The organism is Echinimonas agarilytica (genome assembly GCF_023703465.1).
GTDB lineage: Bacteria > Pseudomonadota > Gammaproteobacteria > Enterobacterales > Neiellaceae > Echinimonas > Echinimonas agarilytica.
The window spans coordinates 717,789-730,855 of the sequence record NZ_JAMQGP010000001.1; the positions used below are offsets into that span (position 1 = coordinate 717,789).

At 46.4% G+C, this 13,067-nt stretch carries 8 protein-coding genes and 2 pseudogenes; 3 read left to right on the forward strand and 7 right to left on the reverse strand.

The window, feature by feature from the left end; translation table 11 throughout:
• Positions 1–55 precede the first annotated feature (55 nt).
• The 6 genes and pseudogenes from NAF29_RS03050 to NAF29_RS03070 form a co-directional block, all read right to left on the reverse strand.
• Positions 56–1,234 carry a glycoside hydrolase family 43 protein gene (locus tag NAF29_RS03050; protein ID WP_251260009.1) on the reverse strand — a complete coding sequence of 393 codons (1,179 nt, stop codon included), beginning with the start codon at positions 1,232–1,234 and terminating at the stop codon, positions 56–58.
• 262 nt (positions 1,235–1,496) lie between these two features.
• Positions 1,497–1,886, reverse strand: coding sequence for a hypothetical protein (locus NAF29_RS03055; protein WP_251260010.1), 390 nt, complete (start codon positions 1,884–1,886; stop codon positions 1,497–1,499).
• A gap of 106 nt (positions 1,887–1,992) precedes the next feature.
• Positions 1,993–2,106: pseudogene (locus NAF29_RS18465) on the reverse strand (SEC-C metal-binding domain-containing protein); the annotation flags it as partial.
• A gap of 60 nt (positions 2,107–2,166) precedes the next feature.
• Positions 2,167–3,324, reverse strand: a pseudogene (locus NAF29_RS03060) (anaerobic sulfatase maturase); the annotation flags it as partial.
• Positions 3,325–3,526: 202 nt separating this feature from the next.
• Positions 3,527–5,317 carry an asparagine synthase (glutamine-hydrolyzing) gene (asnB, locus tag NAF29_RS03065; protein ID WP_251260012.1) on the reverse strand — a complete coding sequence of 597 codons (1,791 nt, stop codon included), beginning with the start codon at positions 5,315–5,317 and terminating at the stop codon, positions 3,527–3,529.
• Positions 5,318–5,320: 3 nt separating this feature from the next.
• Positions 5,321–6,454: a glycosyltransferase gene (locus NAF29_RS03070; RefSeq protein WP_251260013.1), complete on the reverse strand. Its 1,134-nt coding sequence runs from the start codon at positions 6,452–6,454 to the stop codon at positions 5,321–5,323.
• A gap of 232 nt (positions 6,455–6,686) precedes the next feature.
• Here NAF29_RS03070 and NAF29_RS03075 point away from each other — a divergent pair, with 232 nt between their 5' ends.
• The 3 genes from NAF29_RS03075 to NAF29_RS03085 all read left to right on the forward strand — a co-directional run bounded on the left by NAF29_RS03075 (position 6,687) and on the right by NAF29_RS03085 (position 10,134).
• Positions 6,687–8,648, forward strand: a complete 1,962-nt coding sequence (locus tag NAF29_RS03075) for an NERD domain-containing protein kinase family protein (RefSeq protein ID WP_251260014.1) — start codon at positions 6,687–6,689, stop codon at positions 8,646–8,648.
• 184 nt (positions 8,649–8,832) lie between these two features.
• A complete protein-coding gene (locus tag NAF29_RS03080; protein WP_251260015.1) occupies positions 8,833–9,162 on the forward strand; it encodes a PadR family transcriptional regulator in 330 nt (109 codons plus the stop codon).
• Between the two features lie 3 nt (positions 9,163–9,165).
• On the forward strand, positions 9,166–10,134 hold the full coding sequence (locus NAF29_RS03085; RefSeq protein WP_251260016.1) for a hypothetical protein: 969 nt from the start codon (positions 9,166–9,168) through the stop codon (positions 10,132–10,134).
• A 35-nt stretch (positions 10,135–10,169) separates the two neighbouring features.
• On the opposite strand, the gene NAF29_RS03090 is transcribed toward NAF29_RS03085, so the two are convergent.
• Positions 10,170–12,731 carry a DUF294 nucleotidyltransferase-like domain-containing protein gene (locus tag NAF29_RS03090; RefSeq protein WP_251260017.1) on the reverse strand — a complete coding sequence of 854 codons (2,562 nt, stop codon included), beginning with the start codon at positions 12,729–12,731 and terminating at the stop codon, positions 10,170–10,172.
• Positions 12,732–13,067: the final 336 nt, after the last annotated feature.

The window sequence follows — 13,067 nt, forward strand, 5'->3', positions numbered from 1 at the left end:
AAATGCCCTCGTTGTGTGGGCTTTTCTTTATTCGGTGAACTTCAAGCCAAATGAACTACTCGTTCAAAGGAATGGTTTGCTTGGTATAGGTAGGCCCGTCAACGGTTATTTTGCCGTTCGTATCAAAGTTAATTGGGTCAATCACTAAAAAAGGTGACTGTCCTTTAATAATTCCATGTGCCGACAGCCAGTGACGACCATCAGGTCCGATAAAGACTTCATTGTGCCCAACCGCTTGGAACGGATTGTCTGGATCACCTGTGAATTCCATTCCCTTTTTCTTCAATACACTTTTGTTTTGGCTACCATAAATAGGATTGTGATCGGCTTTGGTCCAAGGACCTGTAATCTTGCGGGAAGTTGCATAGCCTATTTCATATCCGCGAGTCCAACTGGAATAGAATAGGTAGTAAATGTCATTGCGCTTAATAACGTAAGCGCCTTCAATACCTTCTGAATCCCAATGGTGAAATTTATCAACTTTCTTTTTCTCTCGACCACTACCAACGACCGATTCCTTGCCAATAGTTTCCATCACTACCGTGCCATTTTCGTCATGAACATAGCTAATGTCGCCGGGGCGAATCGCCGATTTTGGCTCAGTTAGAAAGGTTGCAGTGTCTAAGTCAACCTGAGCAAAGCCAATTCCAAATGCTTGCCCTCTATTCCAGAATGCCCATACTTTGCTATCGTCATCGACGAAGAAACTTAAGTCGTTACCGTTGGTCAGAGGCTTGTCGTTGGTCACCATGGTGTAGGGGCCTTCAACTGAATTTGCAACTGCGTAGCCAACGCTGAGTCCAATGTTTTTGTCTCGATTCGCAGAGCTAAATACTGCGTAATATTTACCGTTGATTTTGTGAATTTCTGCGGCCCAAAATGGGCGGTAAAACCATTTGTCTTTAGAAGGGCGTTTAATGATGTGGTCGAGAAATTCCCAATCCAAAAGGTTTTCAGATTTATACAGAGGAACTCCTTCAAACAGAACATCAGCCTTGTTTTTCTCAGTCTGCCAAAAAGGCACATCAGTGCCTGTCATGTACCAAGTATTCCCATCTTTGAATATCTGACTGTCGCGAATGCCCATGGGGCGAATACCGTTGCTGATTGGATTTTGGTATTCAAAAACATCTATCGTCTGGGTCGTTTGCTCTTGAATGGCTGCATAGGTGGCAAGACAGTTTACCGCCAGCGTGACGCTGAAGATTTTGCTGATGATGATTCTATTGAACATAGAGTGGTTTCCACGTTAATTGTCCTTGAACGTTAAGCCAGCACCCTATTGGAATCAATCCACTCAAAAAAAAATAGAATTTAGAGCGAGTAAATAGGTTGGTAAACGTTTGTTTAAACGAATTAAAGTTCTTCAGTGATGAAAATCTAAAGAACTGTTTAGGTTTAGTTTAAAGCGAGAACCTTAGGGGTTGCCTTGTCCTTAAGCTTTTAAAAAATACGTGGTGGCGCAATTGGCCTTAGGTTGAAACGATGTGGCTTGGTTAATCAAGCGGCTTAGCTGAATTCGAAACGGCTATGCGCCACAAGTTTTTGTGATGCTCATGGTTCGTCATGAGGTTGCCGATTGTGCCGATAATGCTGATGACAACAAGAACTTTCACCACATTGGGCCATGTGGCATTTTGCGTGTTTTTAATATGATTGTGAGCGCTGTGCCATAAACCGATCATTTGCCATGGATACACCACAACTGTATGCACGAAGGTTGAGACCAATATGATTTGGGCTGTGAGTACTGAATCGTCGACGAGAGAAGTTTCGCTCAACAAAGCTTCTACCGCACGAAAGATCACGTTTAGCCCAACTGTGTTGATCCAGAAAGAAGTGGCAAGCGACAGTTCGCCACGCCAGTGTTTCACAATATAAGTCATTCAATCGCTCTTGAGACAAGTGGTTGCGGCCGAAATGAGCGGCTGCAAGGCTAAAGGCGCTTATTCTAATGACATAATGCTCTGAAACAAAAGTCGCAGCTGTAATTTAGTGCTCATGCGGCGAATTTTGCAGAGGCCCGCAGCAACGCTTGTATTTCTTGCCGCTGCCACATGGACATGGTGAATTTCGGCCAATATTGGCATGTCGGCGAACTTGCTGGGTCACAGGCCCCATAATATCTGAAGGTGGACGATTGCTATGGAGCAGTCTTACCATTTCTTTCATTGCTTGGCCGGTTCGCTCAAAGAAAATCTTATAGCCCTCGCACAGGTAATTGCGATTGTTGCGGCCATCACTCGCCGTTAAAAAGCGATGTTTTGGGCAGCCGCCATGGCAGGCAAAACGAAATTCACAGAGTTTACAATCCACACTGATATCAATGGATTTTTGGGTTCCAAAATCAATGGCTTTGGAAGAGGTGTTCATCGCGTCGATGGTGGTGTTATGAATATTACCCAGTTTGTGTTCTGGATACACGTAGTGATCGCAGTTATACAGATCACCGTTGGATTCAATGGCGAGTGAATGTCCGCAATTCTCAGACGTTACACATAACGTGGGCGCTTCACCGTACCAAGCGGCGAGCGTGGCATCGAACATTTGAACGAAAATGGTGCCTACATCGCGTTTAACCCAGAGATCAAAAACCTCGCTGAGAAAAATTCCATATTGCTTGGGTGGAACAGACCAGCTTGTCACATTGGCTTCATGGGAGTATTCGGGGTTGACCAGATAAAGCCCTTCAGGCGTCGCTTCGCAAGCTCTACGTTCGACTAATGGAATAAATTGAAAGAACTTGGTGCCAGTAGTTTTTAAGAACTCATACACCCGCTTTGGGTTGGCTGCGACTTTGTCATTAATCACGGTTAACGTATTGAATTCCACGCCATGTTTTTTCATGCATTGAATGGCGTCCATTACTTGCTGATGTGTGCCTTTTCCGGATCGTGTAAGTCGGTATGCATCGTGTATATCTGCTGGGCCATCGATGGAAATACCCACCAAAAAATCATGCTTGGCTAAAAATTCACACCATTTATCGTCCAGCTTAATACCATTGGTTTGTAAGGTATTTCGGATGTTTTTACCATTGGCATATCTTTTTTGAAAATGCAGCGCTCGTTCAAAAAAGTCGATTCCCATGAGAGTCGGCTCGCCACCTTGCCAAGCGAACTCAACCCCATCCACTGCTTGTGCTTCAATATATTGTTGCACGTAAATTTCGAGGGTGTCATCGTTCATTCGCCAATTTTTCTGACGATCGGGGTAGAGTTTGTCTTTCTCAAGATAAAAACAATAACTGCAATCTAGATTGCATACAGAACCCGTGGGTTTGGCCAAAATATGGCAGCCTTTTGGGCGAAGAGAATATTCCATGAGTGCTCCTGTCTGATGCGATCTAAATCATAGGTATGATGAATGGAAGTTAGTATTGCGCGAGCATTCAGAGCAGATCATGATCGAACTCATGTTCGGTTGGGATAATGCTTTTTAGGCAGAGCGGTAGCTTGTTTATCTATATCAAAGACACAAAAAAGACGCCCCAGAGGCGCCTAGATAAGAATGATAACGGCTACGCTTAAATCCAGTCGAGGGGATTTTCTTGCGTACTCGGTACAGCGCCTTCGCCATCAATAAATAGCTGATGCCAGATGGCAAACTGCATCAGGCTCCACATTTCTCGGGTGTAGTTCTTACCGGCGCGTTGGCGCGCGAAAATATCTTTGATGCCTGCGGGACGAAACCATTCTCCTACAGCATGGTTGGTCAGTAATTTGTGTTCGAGCTGATCCACAAAATCTCCAGCGAACCATTCTTTAACGGGCACGTAGAATCCGCGTTTTGGTTTATTGAGGTGATCTTTAGGTAAGTATTTTTCAGCCCATTGACGCAATACCCATTTGCCGCGGTTGTTGTTGTACTTGAGTGAATCAGGAAGTGACATTCCAAATTCCACAATTCGATGATCACTGAGCGGCACTCGCCCTTCAAGGCCATGCGCCATTAACATCCGATCGGTTTTTACAAACAAATTGTCGACCAGAGCTGCTTTTAAATCGACATACTGGCGTCGCTTCATTGATGACCAATGCTTGGGCGTTTCATTCCACAGAACCATGTAAGGAGCTTTGCGGTCTTGGTGCTGCAAACGGCTGCCATAAAGCGCCTTGTGAGAACCTGCATGCCACTGATTTCCGGGAGCAATACCAGAACCCAATACATTCATTTTTAACCAGCGTTCTATGCCCGGTTTGTAGCGGCGATATCCTGCAAATGCTTCATCACCCCCTTCGCCCGAAAATACTACTTTGACATCTTTTGCGGCCTGCTCTGCCAAATATAGCGTGGGCAGGCTGGCATAGTCGCGCATCAGATCATCAGCGGCCCATGTCATTTTTACAATGCGACCGAAAAGGTCATCTCGCCCGACTCTAATTGCGTGATGATCGGTATTAAATTGTTCGGCTAGGCTGGTGGCTGCGTCCAGTTCGTCGGCTTCTTTGGTGTCAGAGAAACCAATCGAGTAGGTGCGAAGTTTGTTGTCGTGAAGTTTGGCCAATTCAGCCAATAAAATCGAAGAATCAATGCCGCCAGACAAGAATAAACCAAAGGGAACATCTGCTCGCATATGCTCAGTCATGACTTGTGCAAACAAAGGTTCAAACTCTTCGAAGGCCTGCTCAAGTGTGCATTCTCGTTGTTCAACTTCTTGCATTGACCAGTAGCTATTAACGTCATAGCTCCCGTCTTTTGCTACCAAGTATTCACCCGGCTGCAAACGCTTAATTTGTTTAAAAACAGTATCGCGGCCGGTGCTAAATTGTTGCATCAAGAATTGATTTAAGGCGCTGGGATCAATTTCAGGTTGTTCGCCAATCAATGGCAATAAAGCTTTTAATTCAGAGGCGAAGAATAGACCGCGCGCGGTGGGCGCGTAATAGAGCGGCTTGATACCAAGGCGATCGCGTGCCAGCGTCAGTGTCTTTTCTACCTGGTCGTATAACGCGAATGCAAACATGCCGTTCAAGCGTTTTATGCCGGTGTGCCCGTCTTCACGGTAGGTTTGCAAGATGGCTTCAGAATCAGATTGCGTAAGCCCTGGTGGAAGTGTTGATTGCTGTTTTAATTCGATATAATTGTAGACTTCTCCGTTGGCGACCAGATGTAACTGATCGTCAGGGCTATGCAACGGTTGGGTTCCTCCTGCCAAATCAATAATGGACAAACGAGCATGCCCTAAGGCGACTTGATCACGAATAAACACACCTTGCTCATCTGGCCCGCGATGATGAAGACGAGTTGTGGCTTGCTGAATATCATCGACCGTTGGCTGACCTTGCCAGTAAATTCCACCTGCGATTCCGCACATAGGTTAGTTTCCTTGGAGTAAATTCAGATAGTGGGTAGCACTGGTTGTTGCTCGGTACTCATCCACGGCCGCCTGAAGCGTGGCAGAGGGCAATGGTTGTTGCAATGCGGTGAGCATGGCTTTAGCTAACGCGGGAGCATCATCGACTTCAACGAGCGGCCCATATCGGCCTTCATCTAACAACTCGTTGGGGCCGCTGGGGCAGCGGGTCGAGGCGCATGAAACGCCGAGTGCAAGCGCTTCGGTGAGAGCGTTGGGGGAGCCTTCCCAGCGAGATGACAATACAAAGCAATCCGCGTGTGCGACCCAGTCCAATACATTTTTTTGGAAACCGGGCATTTGAACGTCGTTGGTGAGCTCTGCCTCATCAATTTGTTGTTGCAAACTCTCGCGCAAACCGCCTTCGCCAATGATTAACAGTCGCACCGGCAATTGCGCCCGTACCTCGGCAAAGGCGCTGATCAAAGTATCAAAGCCTTTTTGTGTGGTAAGGCGTCCAACGCCAATGAAAGTTGGAATTGTGTCGTCTCTGAGCCACTCGTGTGGCGCAGGGCCTTCTGTGCGAGTATAGAATTGCTCGGTGATCACTGGGTTACGAATGACGCTTACGCGCTCCGCAGGAATGTGGGTGATATCAATCGTGTCTTGGCGAACTCCCTCAGACACCGCTACAACGGCTTCTGCTTTCTGATAAATGCGCTTCATCGGCGAAGTTCGAAGCCAAGCTTGAAACTTATTTTTTTGTTGCAGAGCTGTAGATAGATTTGTGCCTAATCGAATCACCACCCGAGGCGATGTTCCTGACAACGTGCGTGCGCGGATGACTGCGCGTCCGGCGCGATCTTTGGCCACTAAAATGGCGTCCGGCCGATTGTCTTTCATGTAACGAGAAAGTTCGGGAATGGCGGTGAGCGTATGTTTAGCCTGAAGCTTGATCAGATTAACATTGCTTGGAATGTTATCCAGATGCGGACCTGCACCCCGGATAACAAGTAAATCTAATGACTCAAGGCGGGTTGCAAACTCACGAACCAGATTCATGACCATTTTCTCAACGCCACCGGCTCCGGAGAAGGAAATAACCACGGCTAATTTAAGCGCGCTTGGTGCGGTGGAAGATACTTGACGTGTATGCATGAAAGACTAGACTCCGCAGTCCGATCACATGATGTGACTAATCAGGATTCGTTGCAGGCAAGCATATACAAATCAAGTCTTTCCTGCCACTGATAAGCTTATTTTAACAGGTGTTTTAGGCAGTTCATGTTTCTGTATGTTTAGCGTAAAAAACTTGAGAAACAGGTATTCATCTTCAGCAATCTTTTTTAGACTCACCAGCATAAATGATCAGTACCAAGGAAGATTAAACGTGGCACGCCATATTAAATTTAGTGAGCCGGTCAACGAATCCGAGCGTTGGGCCTTTAGTAAGCTGGCCAAAGAGTTGCCAGAGCATTATGTACTGCTCACCAACATTGAAGTACCCACTCCATCGGGCCAAGCAATGGAAGTCGACGCCTTGGTTGTGGGTGAGTGGGGTGTTTATGTTGTTGATATTAAGGGCTATATAGGCACTCTTGATGCGGGGGTGCATGCATGGTCACTGGATGGTCGAAACGTCGATAACAGCTTGTCCAAAGCCAACTATGTGGCGCGAATTTTAGCCGGTAAATTTAAACATAAAGTGCCAACAGGTGTGTATGCGCCTTGGTGTCAAGGCATGGTGTTTGTGACTGGGCGCTTGGGCGAAGACATTGAAGTTCAAAAGCCTAATCGCACGATGGGGGTGTTTGATCCCGAGCAGATCATCAGCGCATTGACAAAAGAGTGGGGTTCTACCTCGCAATTTAAGCACAAGGTCACTGAGAAACAGAAAGAATTTGTGCTCGACACCATTGGCCAAGTCGCGGTCATGGAACGCCGTAATAATCGTATTCACGATTTTGAGAAAAAGCAGTGTTTATTCATTAATCAAGGTGTTGAAGTTTGGTCTGCTGATTACGCTCCGGGTCACTTTAGGGCGCCTTGGATCCTGAAAATATTGCAACCTGCCGAATTTGAAAGCCGTGAAGAATTCGAGAAATTTGAACATTCGATGCGCGAGGAATTGTTTCGATTACAGGAGTTAGCAGGCTGTAGCGGCGTGCCTCACTGCGCGCCTTTAATTCAAGAAGGCGATATGCTGGTGTTGCCAATTCGAATGCCGCGCGGACAGCCGATGACGGAATTGTCTGATGTGGTGATAACACCTAAACAAGACTTAATGTTACTGCGTCGTGCAGCAACGTCGTTGCATCAAATTCACCGCCGCGGCTATACGGTGTCGAATTGGCAACATAACTGTGTGTTTATCGATCAAGAAGGCGATGTTGAATACATCGATATACAAAATCAATTGTCTGTGTCGGACGATATTCAGCATTTTGCAGCCTGCTTTTTACTGATTGCGGAACGTTTAGGTAACCCAACGATTCACCAATGGTTTCGAGAGTCATCTAAAGGTCGAGTGGGCAGCTTGGATGCACTCAGAAGCGAGTTGTCAGCAGTACTTATGCAGCAAACTATTGCGCCAGAACATCACAATCCAGAGACATTACTCGAAGGTTCTGTGATCGACGGCCGATATCGACTCATTCAGCAGATCACCCAATCTGATGATAGTGAACAGTGGCGTGCAATGCACCTTCAGGGTGGGTTCGAGTGCGTAGTCAGTGTGTTCTACAACGTGGAAGAAAATTGGCAGGGCGTGGCCAGCGTTTACAACAGTTTGAAATGCTTATATCACCCGCATGTCGAACATATTATTGAGTTTTCTCAGTTGCGCGACAGTAATACTCTTTATATTGCTCGAGCTTGGATTGAAGGCGTGTCGTTGGCCGACTTTAGAGAATATATTGTGCCGGGGCAGCCAAAGAAATGGTTTGCTGAATTACTATCGGCATTACAGTACTTGCACAGCTTGGATATTTATCACGGCAGTATTTGCCCAGATAACATCGTGGTGTATCAAAAAACAGCCGTACTTGCTAATTTTGCCGTAGGCAGCGACATCGCCATGCGTGGCTATGCCGCTAATTATGCAGATCCTGAATTGTGGGCTGCAGAAGGTCCTGCCGAGCGAGACTTATATGGCTTAGTGGCTAGCTTTGTGGATGTACTCATTCCCAAAACAGAAGCGCCACGTACGCGCGAAGATTTGATTGAAGGCTTGAATTACTTCGATCCGGAGGTGCTGCCACCGAGTTTGGCTGAAGCCTGTCGCCGAGTGTTGTCTTTTGACTTGCCTCTTACGGATGAAAACTACATCGATTTGTTTGATCTTCCCGAATAACCTCAAATTCGTTATTTATATAAAAAAGAGTGCATTAGCGCTCTTTTTTTATGGCTTGAATATCTTCCTCTTAAATTTAGATTAAAAAACAGTCAAAAAACGACTTGATTTTTACTGTGCGTTGCATAGTATCGTTACTGTACGTTACACAGTGTTTAGCTCATTCAATGATATGGAAATGAGGATGGATGAAGATCGTTTAGACAAGATTCGGGGCGAGTTGAGGCGTGGCGTTTTAGTGCTCGCCGTATTGGCCTCGTTGCATCAAGAACACTATGGGTATTCTTTGCGAAAACAAATGATTGCAGCAGGAATTGATATTGATGAAGGCACGCTTTATCCGCTCGTGCGGAGGCTTGAAAAGCAAGGGCTGTTATCAAGCGAGTGGCGAGAAGGAGAAGGGCGTAAAAAGCGCTACTACACCATTTCAGCAGATGGCAAAGCCATGTACCAAATACTTAAAGATGAATGGAATACTACCAATAGTGCGCTGAATGCGTTGATGGAGAGATAACCAATGAGTGTGTTAAAACGCTATATTGCGGCAGTACAACAGCACTTGCCGACTGCATTAAAGGCCGACGTAGCAGACGAGTTAACGTCTATTTTAGAAGACAAATTTGAAGCAGAGCAAGAAAGATTGGGGCGCGACCTAAACGCCCAAGAGGTTCACGATTGGCTAGCCACGCTTCCTGCGCCTATCGAGATGGCTGCGGGCTATCAAGAGCATCAAAGCTTTATTGGCCAAGCTTTGCTGCCTTATTATCGGCATGTACTTAAGGTTTCTATACTGGCGACACTGGGTGTTTGGGCCGTGTTTCTTGCACTCGGAATCTTCACACGTAATCATGTTATTGGCGCAGTCTTTGATGCGTTGCCGGGACTCTTTAGCTCCGTGTGTATCACATTTACGGCGGTGACTATTGTCTTTGTGGCGCTTGAACACGGCACTTTGAAGCACAATTGGTTTGGACGCTGGTCTCCCTGCGCATTGCCTCCATTGAAGTCGCGTTTTTCGTGGATCCACGTTTCGCGCTCCGATGCCATCGCCAGCATCATCGCTTACACGGTTGTAGTCATGCTACTGAACGGTTGGACTGGTGGGAGCGAAGCCTTGATGATAGCCGGTGGGACGATTGGTTTTTCCACTGAGTTAAGCGGCTATGTCACAGGATTGTCGTGGGTGATTGTAGGTTACATTGCGGTGCAGTCGGTCATACTTGCTTTGCCGTTTTGGACGCGCACTAAATTGGCTTTGTTAGCGGCAGTGCAAAGCGCGGAATTACTGCTTTGGTGGCAAGTGATGAATGTCAGCCCGTGGATAGAAGTGAACGGCAATGTGGGTGAAAAGTGGCAAACGTTTGTCGACTACCTTAATGGTCAAACGAATTGGTTTGCATTGATTGCTATGGCGATCGTTGCGGTGAGCTTCGTCATCAGCCTCTATCGGATGTATCGGCTGAGAACGGATGATGTATCGGAATGATATTGATGATGCTTTAGAGCAGGAAAGTGCCTACTTCAAAAGAAATCCTGACGAATCTTTTCATGGAACAGCGATATTCGTATTAGCACGTTACGCAGGTTTTGTTGTTCCAATTCGGTGAGATCGTTGATCGCTAATATATCGTTTACTTTGCGTAGGTCGGTGTACTCAACGATTTGATTCATAAACCGTAAGTTCCAGATGTGATCGAATATATAGACCATTTCTCGAAAGGTATTTGGGTCTATCTCTTGTTTTGCGGCCAGTTGTTTTAATCGAGTCATGGTGTTGGCTTCGCGGATATCATGCTTTAGCGCGTAGATGCGACAAAAGATCTCCATGGGACGTAGGCACGCTTTCAAGTTGACCGATGCCACGCCGTCGAGGTTCTCGGTTTTAATCTGATTTGAGGCGCTTAGAGGTACTTTATACGATAAGCAGTTCTTGGCGTAGTTCGACAAGAACTCCTCATGTTGACGATTTTTCTCGACGATATGCTGTTGGAGCTGAGTGACCAATGCTTTTTTGCCATAAGTCGCGCGGATATCAAAAAACACATTTAATTCAAGAATGGAGTTCGGAGTAGCGTTCTCGATCCAGTCACTGAAATTGGCTTTCCATTCATCTACGGTTAAACACCATTGGTGGTTGGTCGCCATGATCAGCCCTTCGCAATAGCTGTAGCCTGCTTGGTTCAGCAATCCACACACCCGTTCAGCTAGGTGCAGGAAATATCTGCGGACTTGCTTCAGGCTGTCCGCGTCATTGGGCATTTCAAACACGATGCCATTGTCCTGATCCGAGAATAGCGTCATATCGTGTCTGGCGTTACTGCCAAACGAGATAAACGAAAACGGGACGGGGGGCTCGCCTAACTCATTGATCGAGAGATCGATAAAGCGACAGATCGCTTTATCGTAGGCTGTGCCGATGGCACGGCGCAGGTTGTCTGGTCGTGAACCGGCATCAATCATTTCTCGGATCAGATCTGGCATCTGGTTCAAAGATTCGACGACATGGCCTTGGGTGGCGCTTTGTTCAATCTCTTCGGTGATACGGCTGGCTAAGCCTTGGTAATCGGTCACCTGTTTGACTAAACCATAGGCGCCGCCATAGATCTTGCGGGTGATAGGCCGAAACGAGATCACGTGGCCGTGTTTTTCGGAGAAGAAGAGTTTTGCAGAGCTGAGGATAATATCGAGCTTCTTACCACTTTTAGTTTCTAGTTGTGCTTCAAATTCACCCGGTTCAGCGGTATGACTAAACAGTTGCTCGAGGTGGTGTAATACGCGGGCATTTTGTCGGCCGACAGGGAGAATCTGACGCCATATAGTGTCTGTTTTCAGTTCTGTATAGGTATAACCGATCATGCGATGCAGGCGGTTATTTGAGTAGAGAATCTCACCATCCGCTTCTAAGATATACCCCTCGTTGGAGGTCTCGACCAAAGCGCGATAACGATCTTTCGCTTCATGTAGTGCTATCTCTGCACGTCTTTTACGCTGCTCAATGCTGCGGCTCTGGGTGATGACGTAGCCCATGATGGCAGCTAGCCCCAAGGCGATTGCAAAGAAAATTGAAAACAGTGCGCGTTCGAGTTTATCGATTGCTTTTTGCACGTCGTCAAAATAAACACCCGTACCGACGATCCATTGCCATGCTTCAATACCATGGACATAGCTGAGTTTCTCCGCAGTTTTATCTGGATCATCTTTCCACTGCCATAAGTACTCTAGATAACCTTCCTGCTCAGCTGCTACTAGCTTGGTAAATTCAACAAAGATTTGTTTGCCGTCGGTATTGCCATTGTCGGTATAGTGGGTGAGATCTTGGCCCTTTAGATCGGTGCGGTAAGGGTGCATCACCATGCGTGGGTGCATGTCGGTGATAAAGAAGTAGTCTTTATTATGATCCCCATAGCGCATGGCCTTTATTTCATTGGAGGCTCTATGCTGGGCTTGTTGCAAGCTCAGTTCGCCTTGTTGCTCCAAGGCCACATAGCTTTCAATAATGCTTACTGCGGACGAGGTTAACTCTTTGATCATTTGCCGTTTTTGCCCCTCCATCGAGTCTTCCACCAGTGGCACGATGACAAATGCAATGGCCGTAATAAACAATACAATGGCCAAAATGGTGGGCATCACGATACGAAAACCAAAGCCACTGATAAAGCTCTGGCCGGGTAAATCATCGTCGCTGATGCCATCAAAGTAGTCGGCTAATTCTTTGGCATCGAGGATTGCACTGAGTTCTTCGGTGTGAATAGCGTCGTGATATTTGGCGGTAAATGTGCCGTTTTCAAAGTCGGCGCGAGAGGGCAGATACCCGTCATAATCATCTTTGATGTGGGTTTCAACCACGTGTTTAATTTGGCTGCGGGAATATTTGCCGTCGAACTCTTGATAAGCCTCTTCTAGTGCTTCTTTACAGTGGCGAAAGCGGCGATGGTCATAGGGATCGTAATTCATTATTTTGCCTTGACGCAGATAATGATCAAAGCCATCGTGGTCGAAAAAACCGTCAATCCATTTATGGATATCTTCAGCTCGGATGCCAAACAGTTGTTCTGTATGCTCCGCATGTTCGGAAATTTTCATATCTATCCACTACGAACTCAGGTCATCGCCTTTGGGTTGTTAGTATAATCAGAGTGACAAGGTAAATGTGCGCTGCTTAGCATCTCAGCGTTACCTCTATAAAATACAGAATTCAATTGCCCGCAAAATAACCTAAATCAAAGTACTTTCTGTTAGCACTCGTACACTGTGACAAATTTTTAACATTACAGTTTGCATAGGGTTCATATTGCACCCTTTATCCCCAGCGGGTAAACCAAGCAGCCATGAGTTCCCCCTTTACAGAGAAGCGACTCGCTCTTAAAGGTGTTCTGTAGCGTCTGGGATGTCGTCTAGTGCCGGTTGAAGATTGGCATA

Coding starts and splice junctions, on each gene's coding strand:
- NAF29_RS03085 (WP_251260016.1), top strand. CDS start 9,166: ATGAGTGTGTTAAAACGCTATATTGCGGCAGTACAACAGCACTTGCCG.
- NAF29_RS03050 (WP_251260009.1), bottom strand. CDS start 1,234: ATGTTCAATAGAATCATCATCAGCAAAATCTTCAGCGTCACGCTGGCG.
- NAF29_RS03055 (WP_251260010.1), bottom strand. CDS start 1,886: ATGACTTATATTGTGAAACACTGGCGTGGCGAACTGTCGCTTGCCACT.
- asnB (WP_251260012.1), bottom strand. CDS start 5,317: ATGTGCGGAATCGCAGGTGGAATTTACTGGCAAGGTCAGCCAACGGTC.
- NAF29_RS03080 (WP_251260015.1), top strand. CDS start 8,833: ATGGATGAAGATCGTTTAGACAAGATTCGGGGCGAGTTGAGGCGTGGC.
- NAF29_RS03090 (WP_251260017.1), bottom strand. CDS start 12,731: ATGAAAATTTCCGAACATGCGGAGCATACAGAACAACTGTTTGGCATC.
- NAF29_RS03070 (WP_251260013.1), bottom strand. CDS start 6,454: ATGCATACACGTCAAGTATCTTCCACCGCACCAAGCGCGCTTAAATTA.